Source organism: Croceitalea sp. MTPC5 (assembly GCF_036985505.1).
Lineage (GTDB): Bacteria > Bacteroidota > Bacteroidia > Flavobacteriales > Flavobacteriaceae > Croceitalea.
Genome location: NZ_BTGQ01000005.1, coordinates 341,516 through 366,235, shown reverse-complemented (window position 1 = coordinate 366,235; position 24,720 = coordinate 341,516). Strand labels below are relative to the sequence as shown.

At 40.8% G+C, this 24,720-nt stretch carries 10 protein-coding genes; all 10 read left to right on the top strand.

From position 1 onward, the window contains the following. The first annotated feature begins 88 nt into the window (after positions 1-88). A complete protein-coding gene (locus AACM45_RS16750; protein WP_339144165.1) occupies positions 89-2,509 on the top strand; it encodes an ABC transporter permease in 2,421 nt (806 codons plus the stop codon). A 33-nt stretch (positions 2,510-2,542) separates the two neighbouring features. After that, on the top strand, positions 2,543-4,906 hold the full coding sequence (locus AACM45_RS16745) for an ABC transporter permease (protein ID WP_339144164.1): 2,364 nt from the start codon (positions 2,543-2,545) through the stop codon (positions 4,904-4,906). A 150-nt stretch (positions 4,907-5,056) separates the two neighbouring features. Beyond that, positions 5,057-7,441, top strand: coding sequence for an ABC transporter permease (locus tag AACM45_RS16740; protein ID WP_339144163.1), 2,385 nt, complete (start codon positions 5,057-5,059; stop codon positions 7,439-7,441). Between the two features lie 105 nt (positions 7,442-7,546). Further along, positions 7,547-9,916: an ABC transporter permease gene (locus AACM45_RS16735; RefSeq protein WP_339144162.1), complete on the top strand. Its 2,370-nt coding sequence runs from the start codon at positions 7,547-7,549 to the stop codon at positions 9,914-9,916. Positions 9,917-10,023: 107 nt separating this feature from the next. Beyond that, a complete protein-coding gene (locus tag AACM45_RS16730) occupies positions 10,024-12,456 on the top strand; it encodes an ABC transporter permease (protein WP_339144161.1) in 2,433 nt (810 codons plus the stop codon). 48 nt (positions 12,457-12,504) lie between these two features. Continuing rightward, entirely contained in the window at positions 12,505-14,859 is a 2,355-nt protein-coding gene (locus AACM45_RS16725) for an ABC transporter permease (RefSeq protein WP_339144159.1), read from the top strand. A 17-nt stretch (positions 14,860-14,876) separates the two neighbouring features. Then, positions 14,877-17,243: an ABC transporter permease gene (locus AACM45_RS16720; protein WP_339144158.1), complete on the top strand. Its 2,367-nt coding sequence runs from the start codon at positions 14,877-14,879 to the stop codon at positions 17,241-17,243. 17 nt (positions 17,244-17,260) lie between these two features. After that, on the top strand, positions 17,261-19,666 hold the full coding sequence (locus tag AACM45_RS16715; RefSeq protein ID WP_339144157.1) for an ABC transporter permease: 2,406 nt from the start codon (positions 17,261-17,263) through the stop codon (positions 19,664-19,666). Between the two features lie 12 nt (positions 19,667-19,678). Beyond that, positions 19,679-22,093, top strand: a complete 2,415-nt coding sequence (locus tag AACM45_RS16710) for an ABC transporter permease (RefSeq protein WP_339144156.1) — start codon at positions 19,679-19,681, stop codon at positions 22,091-22,093. A 231-nt stretch (positions 22,094-22,324) separates the two neighbouring features. After that, a complete protein-coding gene (locus tag AACM45_RS16705; RefSeq protein WP_339144154.1) occupies positions 22,325-24,700 on the top strand; it encodes an ABC transporter permease in 2,376 nt (791 codons plus the stop codon). Positions 24,701-24,720 lie beyond the last annotated feature (20 nt).

Here is a 24,720-nt window from a genome sequence, read left to right as displayed (position 1 = left end):
TTGAAATCAAATAGTTGAAAATCAAATAGTTGTTATTCTGGCATAGTAGTCGATACCTTTTTAGAAGAAACCATAACCATAGAGAACCATGTTTAAGAACTATCTGAAAATAGCCGCGAGAAACCTATTGGTCAACAAAACCTACTCATTGATCAATATAGGCGGACTCGCTCTTGGCTTAGCCGTGGCTATCCTCATCGGGCTATGGATCCATGACGAAAAATCTTTCAATACCAATTTCAAGAACTACGACCGGATCGCCCAGGTTCTAATAAATAAGACCAACAATGGGGAAACACGCACAAGATATGTTCAACCCTACCCCTTGGCCGAAGAACTGCGAAGTGTTTATGCCGATGATTTCAAATATGTGGTCATGAGTTCGTTTCCTGGGGATGCTGTATTATCCTTCGAAGAAAAAAACCTGAACGAATACGGCGCCTTTATGGAAGAAGATGCCCTTCGTTTGTTCTCTTTAAACATGTTGAAGGGCGATTATGACGCACTTTACGAACCCAATGCCATCGTAATTTCGGCAGCTGCGGCCGAAGATCTCTTCGGCAACGAAGAGCCCATCGGAAAAACACTGCATCTGAACAATAAGATGGTGGTAACGGTAAAGGGCGTTTTTGAGGACCTTCCGTCGAATTCCAATATGTTTGAGACACTTTCGGCCTTTTCAGAAACCAAGCAAATCGATTTCATCGCCCCTTGGAACCTCTACGTGTCGATGTATGAATGGGTACAGACCGCACGCGACCGAAAGTTATGGGACAACAACTCTTATCAGGTATTTGTTCAAGTAGCCAATATATCGACCATACCTGCGGTAAGTGATAAAATTACGAATACGCTTTATAACCATGTTCCCGAGGTTACCAAAAAGAGTAATCCCCAAATCTTTCTCCATCCGATGAAAGATTGGCATTTAAGGTCCAATTTCAAGAATGGGGTATCTAGCGGAGGGGCAATTCAGTATGTTCGCATGTTCGGCATAATCGGTGTCTTTGTATTGCTATTGGCCTGTATCAACTTCATGAACCTGAGTACGGCCAGATCCCAAAAACGGGCCAAAGAGGTCGGCATACGTAAAACCGTAGGTTCGAACAAAAACCAATTGATACTACAATTTTTGTTCGAATCCCTAGTGATTACATGTTGTGCTTTTGTATTGGCATGTATTTTAGTGGTTTTGTTATTGCCTGTTTTTAACCCACTGGCAGACAAACAAATTATCTTTCCTTTTGAAAATCCCGTATTCTGGGGCGTTGGCTTCGGGTTAGTCTTAATTACCAGTCTTTTGGCCGGAAGTTATCCTGCACTTTACCTCTCTTCATTCCGCCCGGTAAAAGTTCTAAAGGGAACTATCAGTGCGGGTAAGTCAGCGGTTTCTTTCCGAAAGGTACTGGTCGTAGTCCAGTTTATGGTCTCGATTATTTTGGTCTCGGCTACAATGATCGTCAATCAACAAATACAACATTCCAAAAATCGCCCAATCGGTTATGACAAAAACGGGCTGATTATGGTGGAAAAAACCACTGAAGATTTTGAGGGCAAATACAATACATTGCGTGAAGCCTTTAAAAACAATGCTGGCGTAATTGAAATGTCAGAATCTTCCAGTCCCATGACCGAGGTCTGGCATAGTAACGGGGGTTATGAATGGGAGGGAAAAGATCCCAATTTTATTACCAATATTGTGAATTTTTATATATCTCATGATTATGGCAAGACCATAGGCTGGCAAATGAAGGAAGGTAGGGATTTCTCAAGGGACTTTGCCTCAGATTCCACTGCCTATGTACTTAATGAGGCCGCCGTGGAATATATGGGGCTTCAAGACCCGATCGGAAAGACCATTCGATGGTATGACGGCGAACATAAGGTAATTGGGGTCGTCAAGAACCTATTGACCGAATCCCCTTTTGAGCCTGTTCAACAGGCGATTTACAGTATAAACTACAATGAAACCAACTGGATCAACTTAAAATTACCACCTGAGAAAAGCCTGATGCATGCTTTGCAAAGTATCGAAACGGAATTTGCCAAATTTGCCCCCAGTGTACCCTTTGAATTTCAATTTGTCGACAGTGCTTTTGGCAACAAATTCAAGGCGGAGGAACGTATGCGTAAATTATCGGGAACCTTTTCGATTCTAGCCATTTTCATTAGCTGTTTAGGGTTGTTCGGCCTCGCTTCCTTTATGGCAGAAAGACGTATTAAGGAAATCGGGATTCGCAAAGTACTAGGGGCCTCTATCTTAAGTATTTTCAAGATGCTTTCGAGGGATTTTGTGCTATTAATACTGTTTTCTGGATTCATTGCCGTACCAGTGGCCTATTATTTCATGCAACAATGGCTCGAAAATTACACTTACCATATCAACGTTCCATGGTGGGTATTTGGTGTGGCCATAGTATGTGTCATGCTGGTGGCCCTTTTTACCATAAGTTATCAAGCTGCCCGAGCTGCAGTTGTTAACCCTATAAAGAGCTTGCGTACGGAATAATCTGAATTTTAGGATACCACAAATACCCAAATTATGTTGAAAAATCACTTTGTAATCGCCTGGAGAAACCTTTGGAAGAATAAGAAATACAATATCTTGAACATATTTGGTCTGGCCATTGGTATCACCTGCACAAGCCTTATACTACTTTGGGTTGAAGATGAAATGGGCTACAACAAGGTTTTCCCTAAACAGGATACGATTTATTACCTACCCACTAATCAAGAGTACGAAGGGGAATGGCGTACTTTTTTTCAGTCTACACCAGGGCCCTTGGCCAATGATTTAAAGAATGAAATTCCCGAGATCGTTCGGGCCGCGAGAACACTTGGAAGTAATTTCTTGTTTGCCAATGGCGATAAAAACATGTACAGATTTGGCAGGTATGCCGATACGGATATTCTTGAAATATTCGATTTAGAGTTTCTCGAAGGATCTACGGAAAATGCCCTTGAAAGACCTGATGCCCTGATCATCACTCAAAAATTGGCGCACGAACTGTTCGGCGAAGATGAGGGAGCTTTGAACAAGACCATCATGGTCAATAACACAGAACTTTTGACTATTACCGGGGTAATCAAAGACCTACCTGAAAATGTTAGTTTCGGTTTTAACTGGTTAACACCTATTAAACCCTATCTATCAGATGAGGCTAGGTCATGGGCAAATGAATATGGCAATAACTTTGCCGACACGTTTGTGGAGCTTTCCCCAGAAGCTGATTTTGAAAACACCGACGCCAAGGTTCGCGCATTTTTACCTTCAAAAATAGAGGGGTCTAATGACTATGCATTTCTGCATAACATAAAAGACTGGCATTTGCGATCTAATTTTATCGATGGTAAGAAAAAGGGAGGTCGTATAGTTCTTGTGAGGCTGATGGCCATTGTAGCATTGCTGATACTCTTAATAGCATGTATAAACTTTATGAACCTCTCTACCGCACGTAGTGAAAAAAGAGGAAAAGAAGTCGGTGTGCGCAAGGTATTGGGTTCTAAAAAAAATAGCTTGGTTTCCCAATTTATGACGGAAGCTGTCATGACATCGGCATTGGCAGGTCTACTCAGCGTTTTCCTTTTGATATCGCTCATGCCCCACTATAATCAATTAATAGGCAAACAATTGGGTATAGCCCTTTTCAGCTCTTACCATGGTCCGGTTTTACTGGGTGTAACACTGGTCTGTGGTATTTTGGCAGGCTGGTACCCTGCATTATACCTTTCGTCCTTTAGACCGGCACAAGTTTTAAAAGGAGAACGTAAAGTTTCAGGTACAGCTACACTAATTAGAAAGGGCCTGGTCGTTTTCCAATTTGCAATTTCCATCATCTTCATAAGTGCCACCATAGTCATCTACCAACAAATACAGCACATAAAGAACAGGAATATTGGATATTCTAAAGAAAACCTACTACAAGTGAGGGCAACCGGTAACATTATTAAAAACTTTGACGTCATCAAGAATGAGCTTATCGCGACTGGAACAACTGAAAATGTGGCCCTTTCAAATACCAATATGCTATTCGATGGAAATAACGGTTCAGGTCTTAAGTGGCAAGGAGGCACGGATACGGAAGATGTACTCATATCATTTCGGTTCGTGAGTGCCGATTTTTTCGAAACCTTTGGGTTGGAGATAGTCGATGGTCGTGGTTTTGGCCAAGAAGTTTCCTTAGACAGTACCAATACACTAATAACAGAATCCTTTGCAAAAATGATGGGCGAGGGCAGTGCGGTAGGTAAGACCATCAACCGATGGGAAGAGAATTATACGGTAATTGGTGTAGTAAAGGATTATGTGTATGGAGACATGTATGGCACAAGCGATCCCGTGATGTTCTTTAACAATAAGACCTTTGCCAGTAACCTATACATCAAACTTAAGGATGGTACGAATCTAGAAAATACCCTGACCAGCGTTGAAAAGATACTCAAAGCACATAACCCTGGGTTTCCTGTCGATTACGGTTTTGTTGACGAAACTTTTAACGCCCTCTTCAGAAGCGAACAACTAACCGGACAGTTATCCAGTCTATTTGCGTTATTGGCCATCCTTATCTCTTGTCTAGGCCTGTTCGGACTTGCAGCCTATACTGCAGAACAGCGCAAAAAGGAAATTGGGGTTCGAAAAGTTCTGGGGTCTTCGACCACAAGTATCGTGCAATTACTATCAAAAGATTTCATGCGCTTGGTCTTTCTAGCCCTATTGATTGCCGGACCACTTTCTTGGTGGATGATGAAAAGCTGGCTGGAAAACTATGCTTACAGAATCGAAATGAATATTTGGATCTTGTTCTTAACTGGAATTTCAGCAACATGCATAGCCCTATTGACCGTTGGTTTTCAGGCTATAAAAGCCGCAAGATTGAACCCTGTTAAAAGTCTTCGAACAGAATAGAATAAGACAGTACTGTAAAAAAACAAAACAGTACTGTAAAAAATTTTTACATGAAGATGGTAAAAGTTATATGTAAACATCTGATTAGTAAATATTTAAAAAATTGGCATAATAATCGATCTTAAATTCTATGAAGAAGACTTTTTCGTCATGCTAAAAAACCATATCAAATACGCTTTAAGAAACCTTTGGAAAAATAAGACCCTTTCCCTATTGAACCTTATCGGTTTGAGTATAGGTGTTTCTAGTGTTCTAACCTTACTATTTTCAGTATACGCCTATTACACGGCAGATGAGACCATTCCCGACCGGGAAAACATTTTCTACCTAAAAACACAACTAAAAGATGGCAATAGTTATAGGGAAGTACCTTACCCGTTACTCGAAAAAGTAATAAATACCTCACCAGAGGTTTTGGCCGGAACCCATCTACATGGTTGGGGAAACATTTGGTTGGAATACGGGGAAAAAGAATTTCAAAATCGCACCGACTATGCAGACCCAGGGTTTTTTGATGTATTTGGACTACCCTTAAAATACGGAAATCAAGAAACCGCCCTTAAGGATAAATATTCCATTGTATTGACCCATAAAGTCAGTCAGCAAATTTTCGGAAATGAAAACCCCGTGGGTAAGACCTTAATCGGGGCAGACACGTTAAACCTCAAAGTGACCGGGGTCTTTGAACCCATAAGTCCCTATTCTTCCTTTCGGTTAGGGGTTGTTCTGCCAAATACCCTTTTAAAGGACAACCCTACATTTATAAGCCAAACCGGTTGGACAAATAGTTTTTCCCCTGTTTATTTCAAACTTCGCCAAGATACCGATCTCGCAACAGTCAAACAACGAATTGGGCAATTGGTAGAAGAGAATTACACCGACCCTACCACTATCGCCGAAATGAAGGTAATGCCCTATGCCGAAATGCGGACCGATATTATACCTGTGGTAGATACCATTATAGGTGGATCGATAGCAGCATCCATTTTTGTGCTTCTCATCATTCTAGTGAATCTGCTCAATTTGAATACCTCTACCATGTTCAGAAGAACCAAGGATATTGCCGTTCGCAAAGTATTGGGAAGCAGTAAAAAAAGTATCATAATACAATTTTGCGTTGAAAACGGAATATTGGTCTTTGTCGCTATTATCATTTCAAGTGTCTTGTTCTTGCTCGTTAACCTACCTCGATTGAATGATACTTTCGGGCCGGAGTTCGGACGTATTTCCTTTGATATATTCAAAGACTATCCTGTGGTATTGGCCATTTTCGTTATTGGGTTTTTGGCTACTCTTATGGTCGGTATTTTTCCCACCCTACGCTTTATCAAAATTCCTGTTTCCCTCGCAATCAAGGGCAAGATCAATCAGATGAAAAGTAATTTTTTATTGCGAAACTCCTTTATCATCCTACAATTTACCATAGCCATTCTCTTTATCAGTATTGCCGTGATCTTAAACCACCAGATTGATTTTATGAAAAATGCCGATTTGGGTTTCGAACGTAATAATATCCTAGTAGGTAATATCGATTTGGATTATAAGGATATCGATGCCGCCAAATCCAAGTTCAACGCTTTGTTGAACGAACTGGAGTCAAATCCATATGTAAAAAGTGTTTCTACAAGTGAGGCCATACCCTCTGATTATTACTTTAACTACACCAACTATTACGATGCCGCAAAGGACAAAGATGTTCGAATCAGAAGATCTTATGCAGATGACAGCTATTTTAAAACACTTGAGGTTCCTATGGTCATGGGGCGGCATTTTGACCGCAATATAGATGGTTCAGGTGAGCGGTCAGTAATCATAAACGAAGCCGCCATGAAAGCCTTTGGTTGGACTAGTATTGAAGGGCGGCGCCTGAAATATAAATATGATGATGATGCCGGCTACCCTATAGTAGGTGTCGTAAAGGATTTTCACTATCAAGACATGCAAAATGCCGTCGAACCCTTAGTTCATATTTATAGGGATAAAAATGCCCTTACCGCACATCGATTTTTATCGGTAAGCGTTATTGAAGGGCAAGAAAAACAAATTGAAAGTATAATAAGTGCCGCGTTTAATACCATTGATACGAGACGGGCTTATGAACAATCACGATTGACCGATAAGGTCAGCGCACAATACCAACTGATTGAGGGTATTTTACAATCGGTGAACATCACGGCCATGCTCACGATATTCATTTCGTGCTTAGGTATGTTCGGATTGATTTCCTTTATGGCAAAGCGAAGGGTCAAAGAGATAGGTGTACGAAAAGTATTGGGGGCCGGAGTCACGAAAATAGTGGTACTGCTCTCAAAAGAATACATCATATTGGTAGGCATTGCCGCATTGATCGCATTCCCTATTACCTGGTATGTCATGAACTTATGGCTCGACACATTTGCCTACAGTATTGCCATTCAATGGTGGATGTTTGCCCTCGCTGGGCTGATTGCCCTGATAATCACCTCATTTACCCTTGGTTTACAAGCGGTAAAATCAGCAATGGCAAATCCGGTAAAAAGCTTACGGATGGAATAAGCCCCCTCTAAATCCCCAAAAAGGGGGAGAACGGAAATAATAAAATATGATCAACTCCATACCCATCCCTCAGAGGAACTAGTATGGAAACTAAAATGAAAAACCATGTTCAAAAACTATTTAAAAATAGCTTGGCGAAACCTGAATAAAAATAAATCTTTTTCCATTCTTAATATCCTTGGGCTATCCATCGGTATGGCCTGTAGCATCCTTATTCTGTTATGGGTGCAAAATGAGGTAAGCTATGATCAATTCCATACCGATGCTGATAGAACCTATCGCTTTATTGTCAATTCAGGGGATTTCAAAACTGCAGTTTCATCAGCGGGCATGGGCCCTGACCTTATGGATGAGTTGTCAGAAATTGAATCCGTAGTCAGAACCACAAAATTTCAAAAAGTCCTTTTTCATGTAAACGATAAGGTTTATGAAGAAGGTCAATTTATGTATGTCGACGACAACTTTCTTTCGTTTTTTGACTTCCCATTACTGCAAGGCGAGGCAGTCTCCGCACTTGAGAACCCCAACACCATTGTTTTGACCCAAACTATGGCCCAAAAATATTTTGGCGATGACAATGCCCTGGGCAAAACAATAAAACTCAATAATAACAAAAACCTGAAAGTTACGGGCGTACTAAAGGATTTGCCATCAAACTCACATTTCAAATTCGATTTCATAGCGCCTACCTCAACGATCATATCCATAGACCAAAACCTTGCCAATAAGACTTGGGGCAATTTTGATTACTACTCGTATTTTAAATTGGACAAAAACGTGGCTTTATCAAAAACGGGGGTGGGTGATTTAGAAGCAAAAATCAATGCGATTGCCGACAAGCGATTGAGTAATGATGCCTTTAATTTTAGGTTACAACCCTTGACCGATATTCATTTGTATTCCGATTTACAAATTGATGTTGCCGGTCACGGCAACATACAGTATGTAAATATCTTCTTAGTGGTGGCCCTTTTTATTTTGGTAGTGGCTTGTATCAACTTTATGAACCTTGCCACTGCCCGCTCCGCTAAACGGGCCAAAGAGGTTGGATTGCGTAAGGCTATCGGGGCATATAGAGGTCAGCTAATCGGGCAGTTTTTAAGTGAATCCATTTTATTGTCCTTTATTTCCTTGGTTCTTGCCATTGTATTGGTTTTTTTGACTTTGCCCTTTTTTAATGAAATCTCAGGTAGCACATTGGGTGTTGATATTACCGATGGCAGTTTTTGGGGAGGTTTAGTGGTCATCGTTTTAGTGACAGGGCTTTTTGCAGGTAGCTACCCTGCCCTGTATCTATCGAGATTTAATCCAATAAAAGTGTTAAAGGGTAACTTAAAAAAAACTGGGGGCAACTTGTTTTTAAGAAATGGCCTAGTGACCCTACAGTTTATTATTTCGGCAGTACTTATCGTTGCCACTGGAGTAGTATACCATCAATTGAATTTCATTAAGGATAAGAATCTTGGCTTTGATAAAAGTAATATGATCATTGTTCCTTTCAGGGGAGCGTTAGGTGAAAAGCGAGACGCCCTGGCCGCAACCTTGGAACAACATCCCCTTTTAAAAAACTATTCCATTTTCAACAATGTACCTACCGATTTAGACACGGGTACAACGGACATATTCTGGAATGGGAAAGATGAAACTGATGGCATTGTCGTTCCAGATTTAGGGATGGACGACAGGTTTATTGATCTGTTTGGCATTGAAGTACTGGCAGGTCGGGGCTTTTCTGAAGAATTTACCATAAGTGACAAAAACTATGTAATCAATGAAACCTTGATGAAGTTAATGGGCAAAAACCTTGATAATATCATTGGCGAACCATTGGCGCTAAATGACCGTGACGGACAGGTGGTCGGTGTCGTGAAGGATTTTCATTTTAAACCCTTGCAATATAACATTGAACCCTTGGTGTTACGACAAGAAGAAAACAACCCTGGTTTTTTAGCTGTTCGAACAACAATGAACCAGACAGAGGCCAGTATTGCCGCCCTTGAAAATATTCATGCCGAGCTGAATCCAGCATTTCCATTTTCATATTCTTTTCTGGATGCCGATTTAGAAAAGCTATATGATAGCGAACAACAAATGAGCACCATATTTAACATTCTTGCCCTATTGGGAATTTTTATTTCATGTTTGGGCATCTATGGGTTATCCGCTTTTATAGCTGAACAAAGAATAAAGGAAATTGGAATACGTAAGGTTCTGGGAGCTTCAGTTCAAAGCATTACGACCTTATTGTCAAAAGATTTCTTAAAACTTGTGTTAACCGCAATTGTTCTTGCAATACCTATTTCATGGTATTTTATGAGTAAATGGCTAGAAGATTTCGCATATAGAACCACCATTTCGTGGTGGATTTTTGCGCTGGCAGGTCTTTTGGCCCTGACGATAGCCCTATTGACCGTAAGCTATCAAGCGATAAAAGCGGCCATTGTAAACCCCGTAAAAAGTTTAAGATCGGAATAAGCCCCTACTAACTTCCCCAAAAGGGAGAACAGAAACAACTAATAAAATATGACCAACTCCATATCCATCCCTCAAAGGAGCTAATACGGAAACTAAAACGAAAAACCATGTTTAAAAACTATATCAAAATCGCATGGAGAAGCCTAAAAAAACAGCCCTTCTTCACCTTTTTAAACACTTTTGGCCTGGCAGTAGGTATGGCAGGTGCCTTATTGATCTCACTGTTCATATACGACGAACTTACCTTTGATAAGATGTTTGCAGATGCCGATCGCATTTATCGAATAGATGCGGACATCAAGTTCGGCGGAGCAGAAATTGACGCTTCACAGACGTCGGCCCCGATGGCACAGACGTTACTCCGTGATTTTCCACAGGTAGAGACCACGGTACGGTTTCGAGATCAAGGGAGTATGCTCTTAAAAAAAAGTGATGCGCAACCCAACTCAAAAGAGCTTAGGGCGACGTTTGTTGATTCGACTTTCTTCGATTTTTTCGGAATCAAATTATTGGTCGGTGACACAAAGAGCGCCCTGACCCGGCCCAATACCTTGGTATTGACCAAAACGGCTGCCGAAAAACATTTTGGCGTAAAAAACGCGATTGGTCAACGTCTTATTTTAGATAACACAGACACCTTTACCGTAACAGGGGTAATCGATGATCTGCCAAAAAATTCTTTCTTAAGGGACCATAGTGTCTTTATGGCCATGGCAGGCTTAGCGGATTCCCGTGAAAGCGTTTGGGGCAATACCAATTACTACACCTTTATTAAACTCATACCAACGGCCAGGATTGAAGATTTTCAAGCTCCGCTACAGTCAATACTTGAAAAATATCTGCTGCCATGGGCGCAACAAGTCTTTCCAGGCCTTACCATGGAGTCATTCGCAGCGGCAGGAAATTACTACAGGTACCACTCCATGCCCCTTACGGATATTCATCTTTACTCTAATAGACAATCTGAGATGAGTGCCAATGGTAGCATTCAAAACGTCTATATACTTTCGTTTATCGCACTGTTCTTGATAGTCTTGGCCAGTGTCAATTTTATGAACCTCTCAACCGCACACTCCTTAAAAAGGGCTAAAGAGGTTGGTATCCGCAAAACTTTGGGTTCAAATAAATTGGACTTGGTACGTCAGTTTTTGACCGAATCGGGGTTGATTTCCTTCATTTCATTGCTTTTGGCTTTCATGCTCGCCTTGGTCGCACTTCCTTTTTTCAACGACGTTTCAGGCAAGTCGATTTCCATCCCCTATGAGCGTCCCTTTTTCTGGTTGATCATACTACTTGCAACTGTTTTGTTGGGCCTTTTCTCAGGAAGTTATCCTGCTTTTTTCATGTCGCGTTTTATGCCGGTAAAAACTCTGAAAGGCGGCGGACAAAAAGATGCAGGTGGCGGAGGCATACGAAATGCATTGGTCATATTTCAATTTGCCATTTCGGTTTTTCTAATCATTGCCACATTGGTGGTTTACCAACAATTGAATTTTATACAAGGTAAAGATCTTGGTTTTACAAAAGACCAGATAGTATTAATCGACGACACCTTTGCCGCAGGGGATCAGGTTTATACCTTCAAAGAAGAGGTAGTCAAACTGGGAAAGGTTCAAAGTGCCACCCTGAGCAGTTTTTTACCGACACCTTCCGCACGGTCGAATAGTTCTTTTTTTAAGGAAGGTTCACGGGAACAGGAAAATGCCATTCAAATGCAAATCTGGAATGTTGACGAAGATTATATTCCGACCTTAAATATGGAACTCGTAGCTGGGCGTAATTTTGACGACCGCTTCGGTACGGATTCTACCGCAGTGGTTATCAACGAGTCGGCGCTACCGGTGTTGGGTGTGGGTGCCGAAGAGGCCCTAGGCATAAGAATTTCACAAGATATCGATCTAGAAAGTCCGACCTTCTATACCATCATTGGTGTGGTCAAGAATTTTCATTACGAATCACTTCGTGAAGATATTGATGCCCTGTGCCTTTCGATGAGAAGGTCTACCGGAAACATGGCCGTGAAATTGAATGCCGGGGACTTTTCGAATACTATCGCCGGTATTGAGGATATTTGGGCAAAACTCGCTCCTGGCCAGCCTTTTAACTACCGCTTTATGGACGATTCTTTCAATACCGTTTATGAGGCCGAACAGCGGTTAGGCAAGATTTTTATGGTTTTTTCCATACTATCAATTCTAATAGCCTGTCTAGGGCTTTTTGGCCTGGCGGCCTTTAACGCCCAGAAACGAACCAAAGAAATCGGCATACGCAAAGTTTTGGGGGCCAGTATTGGTCAAATAACCTACAAGCTAACTACCGATTTTATAAAAATGGTCGGGGTGGCCATACTTATATCACTACCGTTAGGGTGGTATGTTATGAACAAATGGTTACAAGACTTTTCATATCGTATAGAAATCCCATGGTGGGTCTTGGCTTTAGCGGGGCTATTGGCCCTGGCGATCGCTGTTTTAACCGTAAGCTATCAGAGTATAAAGGCTGCGGTTATCGACCCCATTAAAAGTTTGCGAACCGAATAACCAATTAAAAAAACATCTGAAAGTGGAATAATTATTAAAACAAGTATCATGTTAAAACACAACCTAACAATTGCATTGCGAAGTTTTAAAAAGTATAAGACCAGTTTATTAATCAACGTTATTGGACTGACCACAGGTTTGACATGCGCTTTCTTCATTTATTTATGGGTACAGGATGAGTTCTCTATCGATAAATTTCACGAAAAAGATGACCGGCTCTATCAGGTGATGATGCTAGAGACATACGCTAATGACAAGTCTGTATCCACTGGTACACCTGGTCTTTTGGGCGAGTCACTTAAGGCCGACTTTCCTGATGTTCAATACGCGACAACAACCACTTGGATCTACCCCTCGCTATTATCATATGAAAATATCTTTGTAAGGGAAAGTGGTTATCACGCAGGGAAAGACTTTTTCAATATTTTCACATACCCCCTTATTTTAGGCGACCCCAATACGGTTCTCAATGATAAAACATCCATCTGTATTTCTAGAAATCTGGCCAAAAAGCTTTTTGGCGATGCAACCAAAGCAATGGGCAAAACCTTACGTTATGGAGAAGATAGGGACTTTACCGTTACCGGGGTTTTTGAAAATATCAACAGAAAATCGACCTATATCTTTGATTTTGTACTTCCCCTTCAAGACTTTCTAGATCAAGCAGTGTGGGCAAACGACTGGGCCAATACCGGACCACTTACTTATGTTGTCTTAGAAGATGGAATAAGTTCTGACGTTACGTCTGAGAAAATTTCGGGATACGTCAAATCTAAGGTCGCGAATGGCAATTCAGAGCTTTTCCTCAAAAAGTACTCTGATCAATACCTGCAAGGAAGGTACACAAACGGGGTTCTGGATGGAGGTCGCATAGTATACGTCAGGTTATTTTCGCTGATTGCTATCTTCATATTGGTCATCGCCTGCATCAATTTCATGAACCTTTCGACTGCACGCGCCACTAAGCGAGCCCATGAGGTTGGCATCCGCAAGACGGTGGGCGCCGGTCGGAGCGGACTGATTCGCCAGTACATTGGAGAAGCCATCTTAGTCTCTTTCTTCTCAATGCTCATGTCTTATGTGTTGGTTTCAATGCTACTTTCCCCCTTCAATGAAATCACTAATAAGAACATTATACTATCAATGACACCTGAACTGGTTGCCATTTCAATTGCTACGGTGTTTGTTACAGGCATTCTTGCGGGTAGCTATCCGGCGTTTTACCTTACCCATTTTAGGCCAATACAAGTTTTGAAAAGTGAGATCAAGAACTCTTTAGGCGAAATTTGGGTAAGAAAAGGTATGGTCATTTTTCAATTTACAATCACGATTATACTCATCGTTGGGGTCGTTGTCATTCATCGCCAAACCCAATACCTAAATACGAAACATCTTGGATACGATAAAGATAACGTCATTTTATTCCGTCAAGATGGGGGTATACCAGCTCAAAGAGCGGCTTTCTTCAATGAGCTGAAAAAAATACCTGGAGTAGTACATGCTGGTGGCACAAGTCATAGTTTGCTGGGGCAGGTAAGCTCAAACCCTGGCTTGGAATGGAGCGGAAAATCACCAGAAGAACGCATTGTTTTTGAACGGTTCTTTGTAGACTACGACTTCTATGAAACGATGAGGTTTCAAATGGCGGAAGGGAGATGGTTTACCCAAGAGCTTGCAACTGACAGCACCAAAATAATCATCAATGAAGCAGCTGCAAAGGTTATGGGGTTCGCTGCTAAAGAGGCCATAGGACAAAAGATTCAGCTTTCAGAAGGTTTTAACCTCGAAGTTATCGGCATACTGAAAGACTTTCACTATACCTCGCTTCATGAGCCTGTGAAGCCTGCCTACTTTCACCTAGAGAATACCTGGACCGTCGCAGCCAGGTTAGCAGCAGGTCGAGAAAAAGAAGCTCTAGCCAGAATCAAATCACTTTACCAACAATTTGCCCCTGGATATACATTTGATTACGCTTTTTTAGACAGAAGCTACCAAGCACTTTACGAATCTGAAAAGCGAGTAGGCGCATTGTCTTCCTACCTTGCTGGTTTTGCCATCCTCATTTCTTGCTTAGGGCTTTTTGGCCTAGCGGCCTTTACGGCTGAACGTAGAATTAAAGAGATTGGTATTCGAAGAGTACTTGGTGCATCGGCATCGAATATTATGCTACTGTTTTCCAAAGATTTTATCAGTCTGGTATTGGCGTCAATCATAATCGCGCTACCGCTCTCCTTCTTTTTTATGAAGCAATGGTTGGCCCAATTTGCTTATACAATCGATTTAAGTATCTGGATCTTCATAAGCGCATCCGTACTATCACTGATTATTGCATGGCTGACCATAAGTTCACAAGCTTTGAAGGCAGCAAATGTCAACCCAGTAAAAAGCCTTCGGTCAGAATAATCAAAAAAAGAACCATTATGTTTAAAAACTATTTGAAAATTGCCTGGAGAAATCTTTTTAAGCAAAAATTATATTCCTTCATAAATATTGGAGGTCTGGCCGCGGGTATAAGTTGTTTCATTGTGATGGTACTCTATATCTCATATGAAAGATCGTTCAATACCTATTACGAAAACCATGAAAACATCTACAGGGTATATCAGCAACAACATGGCAACGAATATTTAGGAAGTGAGCTGTACGCTTCAATGCCTGCACCCTTGGCAAAAACCATGAAAGAAGAGTTTCCAGAAGTTGAGGAAGCTGTGGCTTTGCAACCCCACTATGCACTCATAAACACCCATGACAAAAATTTTTCTGAAGAAATAGGGCTTAAAGCTGAAAGTAGTTTTTTCAAGGTTTTCAGAAGCCATTTTTTACTAGGGAATGCCGATGTCGCACTAAACGAGATCAATGGTATTGTGCTTACAGAAAAGCTAGCAAAAAAATACTTTGGGAAAGTGGATGTATTCCGCGAAACGATTTTTTTAGATGGCCAAACCTTTCAGGTAACGGGTATTATTAAAAGTCCCCCCGATCATGTTTCCTTCAATTATGACTTTGTATTTAATATCGCCCTTGATGAGAACTATCAAAAGCAAAAATGGATGAACAACTCCCCCTATGTTTTTATGACATTGGCAAATGGTACTACTAGCGGCATGCTCGAATCAAAATTCCCGTCCTTTTTAGCAAAATACCAACAAGATGATAGCTACCCCTTTCGTAATGAGTACTTCGTACAGCCTTTATCAGATTTACATTTTAGCTCAAATATCAACGGTGACATCGGTATTCGGGGGAACAAGACCTTTGTGGGAATCATGTTGCTCATTGCCATTATTATTTTGCTCTTGGCATGTATCAATTACATTAACCTCTCCGTTGCCCGTTCAGTAAAAAGGATGAAGGAAGTTGGTGTTAGAAAAGTTATAGGTGCCCATAAAAAGCAAATCATGGTACAACTTTTAGGCGAGTCAATGTTATTCTCAATACTTGCCTTAATAATCGCCATTGGTACCAGCTACCTTCTTCTACCTTCTTTCAACGAGCTTATTGAACGTACCCTCGATTTTCAAACCTTATTGAAGCCTACTTATATTTTAGGAATACTTTTATTATTGGCAATAGTCTCTTTACTGTCGGGCATATATCCTGCTATCGTGGTTTCTTCATTGAGGCCAAGTCAAATTCTTAAAGGGAACCCTTCAAAAATTCAAAAAGGCCTAACCGTTCAAAAAACCCTTATTAGCTGTCAATACGTTGCCTCATTTGTATTGGTAGTGGGTGGTATTGTAGTGTTTCAGCAAATGTCATATGTTAGAAGCAAAGACCTTGGGTACACCAAAAATCACATTGTTACTATTCCTATTAGGGAAAAAGCAGTTCAAAACAATATGCAATCAATTAAAAATGACCTCATTTCAAATGCTGCAATTTTAGGGGTCACCTCATCAAACGGGCTTCCTAATAATATACAATCAAGCACGATTATTAATGATGAAGAAGGTGGTAGCCCAGAAGATGACTTGGCCATTTACCATACCCGTGTTGATTTTGATTACTTAGATGTTTTTAACATAAAGCTTTTGGCCGGTAGAAACTTCTCTACGGATTATGGAACTGATTTAGAAGAAGGTTATATTATAAATGAGACCGCGGCAAAAAACTTGGGTTGGAATCCAGAAGAAGCCATTGGAAAACACTTTGACCATAATGGTACTGAAACGGTAATCGGGGTTGTCAAAGATTTCAATATGCACTCGCTTCATAGCAAAGTAGAACCACTAATGATAAGTTTGACCAACTATTCAAGGGTCATCTCAGTGAAGATAAATCCTGATCAATTATCACAGACTATGAAAATTTTAGAGGATACATTTTCAAAGTACTCCTCTTATCCCTTTGAATATCAATTCTTGGACGAGCGTTTTGATAGAATGTACAAAACTGAGTTTCGTTTAGGAAAAACAATAAATTACTTTTCCATCATTGCAGTTTTATTGGCTTCTTTTGGGCTTTTCGGATTGGCCGCAATAGTAACTCAGCAAAAAACAAAGGAAATAGGCATTCGTAGGGTTCTGGGTGCTCCGGTTAATAAAATGGTCATTCTGTTGACCAGAGATTTTCTAAAAACAGTTCTAATTGCCTTTTTTATTGCCATACCTATATCCCTATTATTGATGAATTCATGGCTTCAAAATTTCGCCTATCGTATCACGATAGATTGGAGCATATATGTAGCAACAGGCCTCATCGCGATACTAATTACACTGTTAACAGTGGCCTATCAAGCAATTGCATCCGCTATGGCCAACCCTGTAAAAAGCCTTCGAACCGAATAATCAAAAAAAGAACCATTATGTTTAAAAACTATTTGAAAATTGCTTGGCGCAACCTGATAAAAAACAGTTCAAGTTCTTTTATAAATATCTTGGGGCTTACCCTTGGTTTCAGTGTTTGTATCGTTATTTTGATTTTTGTGGAATACGAATCGACATTTGATACCTTTCACGAAAAATCGGACACCACCTACCGCGTGGTCCAACACAACAAATTGCCCAATGAAACCCTCTATTGGAATACTACGGCGTATCCATTGGCAGAGGCGCTTCGAACTGATTTTCCAGAAATCAAGACCATCACCCAAATTTCAGGACCGGTAAGTCGGGTTTTTAAAATTGGGGATCCAGTCAACAACCAGAACTTATTTGAAGAACCGGGCGTGCTTTTTGTTGATGCCCAATATCCGAAAGTTTTTGATATGGAATGGCTCGCCGGTGACCAAAACACGGCATTAAAGGAAATGGCCTCTGTGGTGCTGACAAAAAAACTGGCGCAACGCTACTTTGGCCTTTCATCCAAAAATTATCAAGATGCCCTTGGTAAGACCATATTATTACAAAGTAAAGATCCCCTGACCGTGACTGGGGTGATTGAAAACCCGAAAGGGAATACCGACCATCAATACAATATGCTGATTCCCTATGAGTTTTTCAAGGTCAATAATCCCTATTTTTCTGCAAATTGGTCAGGCAATTATCAGGGAACTACCTATTTGGTCTTGAACGATATAGCCCAAAAAACACCTCTTGAATCAAAAATCGATTCTTGGAAGAAAAAATACTTGAACGCCCAAGATGACAAGCGTATTTCATACCACTTGCAGCCCTTAGGTGACATTCATAACGAAACCCTTTATGGTGGTAGTCCCGGTGGGTATATCATGCCCAAGAACATATTGACCATCGCAACTTATATCTCATTGTTCATACTGCTGATTGCCTTAATCAATTTTGTAAACCTCGTGACCGCCCAATCACATTCAAGGGCTAAAGAAGTAGGTATTCGAAAAGTTATGGGCAGTAATCAACTACACCTAATCGTGCGATTTGTTTTTGAGAACGCTTTTGTAATCGTGGCTGCTGCAGTACTGTCACTCTTTATAATTCAAGGTCTGATAGAATTTCTTAACCAGAATTTATCAGTAATCACGCTTCATTTAAAATTTCAATCCAAACATTTCCTATACCTGCTAACTGCTGTTGTGCTGGCGCTAACCTTAGCTGCCATATACCCCGCAGTAGTCTTATCGGCATTTAAGCCCATTCAAGCATTGAATGCTAAATTCAATACCACAAAAGGTGCTAAAATCAGCTTGAGAAAGGCATTGGTCACCCTTCAGTTCGTAATCGTGCAGCTGTTTGTGATTGCCGCAATCATTCTGGCTTTTCAAATGCATCATTTTAAGAACAGTGAATTGGGTTTTCATAGCGAGGCCGTAGTCATAACACCTTCGCCAAATCAAGAAAAGGCTGTTGTTTATGAAGGGAAGCTACGCGCTGAATCAAGGGTTTCACAGGTTTCGTTTGGATCAGGGCCACCAATGGCGGTAAATGGAATTCAGTTGGGCACCAATTATAAGTTGCCAGAACAACCTCAAGAAGAGTCATTGAATGCTGAAATGAAAATTGGGGATGTCAATTATCTTGATTTTTTTGATCTTGAATTGCTGGCCGGCCGTAATTTTATCTCAAACAAAGAGGCGTTCGATGAATTCATAGTCAATGAGACCTTTTTAAAATCATATGGATGGAGCCCTGCTGAGGCCATTGGAAAGAAAATTCAGATCAATGAGGGGCAGGCATCGATAGTAGGAGTGATAAAAGATTTTCATAACAACCCATTGCAATACGATATTTCGCCCTGTATCATCTTGAACTGGACGTACTATCAAAGCAACGCCTTTATAAAGACAAGCGGCCCGACATACGATGCGCTAGACAAAGTAAAGGATGCTTGGGAAGACTCCTATACGGATGCGATTTATAAGGTCCAGTTTTTAGATGACGCCATCGCCAAGGAATACACGGTCGAGAATTTGATCTTCAAGGGGTTTACGACTTTTTCAATCCTTTCCATCTTGATTGGTTGTCTTGGTCTTTTTGGCTTAATGTCATTCATCGTGTCACGGAAAAGAAAGGAAATTGGAATTCGAAAAGTTTTAGGTGCTTCGCTACAAGAGAACATATTCTTTTTCTCAAAAGAATATGTCAGACTGGTTACGCTTTCGTTCGTAATCGCATCACCGGTGGTGTATTTTTTCATGGGTGAATGGTTAACAAATTTCACCTACCGCATTCAACCTTCGGTATGGATGTTTCTGTTGGGTGGTCTGGGCACTCTTTTCATTGCCATGGCAACCTGTAGTTTCCAATCCGTAAAAGCGGCTATGGCGAACCCTATCAAAGCATTACGAGAAGAATAAAAACATACCACCATGATCAAGAACTATTTGAAAGTCGCCTTACGAAACCTTTGGAAAAACAGACTTTTTACCATAATCGGAATTTTAGGACTATCCGTGGCCTTTGGTGTAGCCACCCTACTGACCATGGATTCCCTACACCAACTTTCTTTTGACAAATTCCATAAAAACGGTGAACGGCTCTATCAGGCCCATATTACCTGGCAAACCCCAAAAGGAACGGAAGTAGGCACCAGTCAGCCAACACCCTTTGCCGAAGCCCTAAGATCCGAAGTGCCCGGGGTAGACAAAATAACCCGCTTTCTTGAAGAAGAGGCCTTGACCATCTATAAAGAAAAAGAGCTTGGTCTGGACGCTATTTATGTTGATGCCGATTTTTTTGAGATGTTCAGTTTTCCGATGATAAAAGGAACGCGGCAAAATTCCCTTGAAGAAATCTCTTCAGTCGTGATTACGGAAAGTACCGCAGTAAAATTATTTGGTGATACCGACCCCATCGAAAAAACCATTACCGTTTTGATCAATGGTGAAAATGTACCTTTTACGGTAAAGGCGGTTTCTGCTGACGAGCCCGACCAAAGTTCCATCAGCTATGATATCGCCCTGCCTTTTAAGAAGAATCCCGAATATGAGGAAACCAAAGAACTTTGGAATGCCCAATATCATGAGGTTTTTCTTCAGTTACAAGAACAGGTCACGTCGAAAATGTTCGAAGAAAATAGTAGGGGCTTTACCAATCAACATTATGCAGGGGCCATTGAAAACCTAAAACGTGATGGGGCGCTTCCTAATGCAAATGGTGATTTTGCCCAACTGGGGCTGTTACCTGTAAGGGATATGCGTTTTGTTGATTATAGAAAAGGTTTCGTTGAAATCAGTAGGGCAAAAGTATATCTAGTTTTAGGGGTAGCCTTACTTATTTTATTCATTGCCTGTGTCAATTTTGTTAACATGAGCATTGCCAAAAGCTCACAGCGACTTAGGGAAATTGGCATGCGCAAAACGCTCGGGGCGGAAAAACGCCAGCTTTTTTCACAGTTTTGGGGAGAAAGCCTAATCGTTTTTGGTATTTCACTGGGTTTGGGAATACTATTAAGCGTATTGCTAAAAGACAAATTTCAAGCCTTATTCGGAACCAATGCTACATTTGATGTTCTGTTATCGCCCCAATTGCTGCTTACCGCACTGCTTTTCATCTTAATCTTATCACTTATCGTAGGTGGGTACCCTGCGCTGCTGTTAAGTCGTTTATCCACCATCCAATCCTTAAAGGGGAAATTGGGTTCCTCTGGCAAAAATCGTTTGCGCGATGCCCTTATCGTACTGCAGTTCGGTATTGCGATTCTTTTGATCAGTGGTACATTGGTGCTCAATGGACAGCTTGATTACATGCGCAATAAAGATTTGGGCTATGACAAAGAGCAGGTACTTTCCTTTCCGCTAAATGGTAAAAAGAATAGCCATGACGTGGTTAAACTACTTCGTGAAGCGCTAACCAACAACCCCGATATCATGGCGGTCACCGCTGCTGATAACAATCTCGGAAGAGGAAGGGACGGCAGCCAATATTCCAGTGTCTGGGGCTTTGATTACAAGGGTAAAAGTGTTCGTACCAATAGTTTAGTGGTTGATTACGACTATGCCAAAACCTTGGGGCTGGAATTTGTAAAAGGTCGAGGTTTTGATATTTCACGAGAAAGTGATACCCAATCCGTAATCATCAATGAAAGTATGGCCAAAGAACTTGGCGAAGACCATCCATTGACCGCACGCCTTCCTATTAGTGATAGCTTGAGTTATCCAATAATCGGGGTGGTCAAGGATTACAACTTTCAAGATATTTCAAAAAATATCGAACCCCTCACGTTTTTCTTGGATAAGGAAGAAGTACTTTACTATGCCTATGTTAAAGTAGCTTCTTCAAATATGGCCAAGTCTTTTTCATTTGTTGAGGATACTTACAAAAAAATTGAGCCCAATGCCGAATTTTTAGGTTCTTTTCTAGATGAAAATGTAGACAGGACCTTTAAAAGGGAAAAAACCATGGCCGCCCTCATCACAAGTGGTTCAATAATTGCCATACTCTTGAGTTGTGTTGGGTTGTTCGCCATGTCAATGTTGATTACAAACCTGCGTACCAAAGAAATCGGTATTCGAAAGGTAATAGGGGCCAGTATACTGTCGGTGACCTACTTACTGACCAAAGATTTCGTAAAGCTGGTCGTTATCGCCTTTTTCATAGCTACCCCAATAGCTTGGTGGTTTGCCAATGAATGGCTTGAGAATTATGCGAACCGTGTTGATTTAAGTTGGCATTTCTTCGCCCTTTCTGGTGTCTTGGCACTGCTCATAGCGGTTTTGACCATCGGTACTAGAACCCTGAAATCAGCTTTGGCCAACCCTGTAAAAAGCTTAAAAATAGAATAACCAAACACCAAGAAATAAATATACCTTCAAGGGAACCGTGTCAATATTTTGTACATAATTTGTCCAAATATTTTACACTTTTTGAGTCCTTTCTTGTTATAAGAATCTAATTTTTAGACACTTATATTTTTGGCATGAAAATCGAACACTTTAGTTGTAGGCGATACCATTTTCAACGACTCTTTGCCCTACCTAACGGCTAAACAGCCAGCCAAAAGACTTAAGGAACACATGATAACTACCTACATCAAGATTGGATTTAGAAGCTTGGTAAAGCATCGTTTCTTCTCATTCATCAACCTTGCCGGCATGACGGTCGGTCTTACCTGTTTCATATTGATAGCACTTTACATTCAATACGAACTAAGCTATGATGGTCAACATGAAAAAGCAGACCGTATCTATCGGGTCTCCATGATTCAAAGGGGCAATGAGTTTAAGGGGACGGATCGGTTTGCCCTTGCACCCAGACCCTTGGCGGAAACATTGAAAAATCAATTTCCTGAAGTTGAAGAGGCCACCACCCTTACCCGCGACGAGACCCTTCTTCGCATAGGTACCAAGACCTTTTATGCACAGGGTCTTTTTTCAGATGGGGAATTATTCAACGTCTTTGATTACAATATCATTGAAGGTATCGGTGAAAAAGCACTGGAAGATCCCAAAAGTGTGATCCTTACCGAATCCATGGCAAAGAAGCACTTTGGAAATACCCCTGCGATAGGAAAAACGATAAAACTTGAAAACGACGGACTTTTAACGGTAAAAGGAATCGTAAGCGATGTGCCGAATAACCAGCATTTTAGTTTTGATTACATCACTTCATATAAGAACTACAGGTATTATCAAAACAGTGATTCTTGGGCAAGCAATAACTACTACGCTTATATAGTTTTGCCAAAAGGATATGATTATACCTTGTTCAATAAAAAAATGGACGCTTTAAAGGTGTACACCATACCGGCATACAAACAGTTTCCATTCAGGGCAGAGTACTATTTACAACCCCTTAAAGATATTCGCTTGCACTCGCAAATCAACTTTGAGATAGGCCCGACAAGTGATATTCGATACATTTACCTGTCTGCCACCATAGCACTTATCATAGTATTGTTGGCAGGTGTCAATTACATGAATCTAGCCTCGGCAAGGGCCTCTAGCCGCTCTAAGGAAGTTGGTGTACGCAAAGTTTTAGGCGCCAAGAAAAAGCATCTTATAAATCAGTTTATTTCTGAATCATTATTGGTAACCTTGTTCAGTTTCTTACTGGCCTCCCTTTTATCCCTTTTGCTTTTACCTATATTCAACAATATCATCGGATCGGCCATTTCACAGAGCTTCTCAGGTAAGACCGGCTTGTTCTTATTATTGTTCATTGTAGCATTGGGCATTGGCATTATTTCCGGGCTATATCCTGCATTTTTGGCTTCGGCCATCGCGCCCATCAAGGCACTAAAAGGCGTGAAGTTCAAAAGTAAAGATGGTGCTTTTTTAAGAAATGCCTTAGTGGTTGGCCAATTTGCCGCCGCAATTGTTCTGGCCATCGCAAGTGTTGTGGTCTATCAACAGCTTGACTTTATCCAAAATAAAAAACTGGGGTATTCTAAAGGGCAAATCGTATATATACCTTACCAAAAAGTAGATTTTTATGATAAAAATGCGGTTATAAAAGATGAATTGTTAAAGCACCCCCAGATACAACGCGTTGCCCTGACCAATAATATGCCCCTTACCACTGAAGATCAGACGATTATTGAAGATTGGGAAGGTAACTCGGGTAATGAAAAATTGTTCGCCTATCGCAATTATATTGATGATGATTACGTAAGTCTTTTTGAGATGAAATTAGTGGCCGGCCGAAATTTCTCGGAAGAATTTCCAACCGACCAGACAGAGAGTATCTTAATAAACGAATCTGCCGTAAAAGCCTTGGGATGGTCCAATGCCATAGGAAAACTATTCAACGGAAAAAAGGTAATAGGTGTCATACAAGATTTTCATTTTCAGCCTTTTCAGCTTTCCATAGAACCCATGTTCATTGGTTACCGAACCAAATCGCGAAGTTTTTACAGCAGCAATATTGCGATAAAAGTAACCATGGATGATTTGGATAACACCCTGGCACATATCGAACGGACTATGAAGACCCACATACCCAACATCCCTTTTGAATATCAGTTTATGGATGAGTCTTATGCCCAACTTTATAAATCGGAAAAGCGATTTGGAAAAATTTTCAACGTATTCACTTTAATAGCACTCTTTATAGCCTGTATGGGCCTTTTTGGGCTAATCGCACATAAAGTAGCACAGCGTTCAAAGGAAATTGGGGTAAGAAAGGTGCTCGGCGCCTCAGATTTTCATATCGTTGGGTTGTTTTCAAAATCATTTTTAAAGCTGGTGGCTTTGGCCACTTTAATATCAATACCTATTGGTTGGTTTGCCATGGAGAGATGGCTTCAAGATTTCGCCTATCGAATCGATATCAATTGGATGGTCTTTTTTCTAACAGGTTTTTTGGCAATGACCTTGGCATTATTCACCGTTGGTATACAGACCCTTTCAGCAGCAAATAAAAATCCTGTCGATACCCTAAGGGAAGAATGAAGTCAATGACCTAAAAAAAT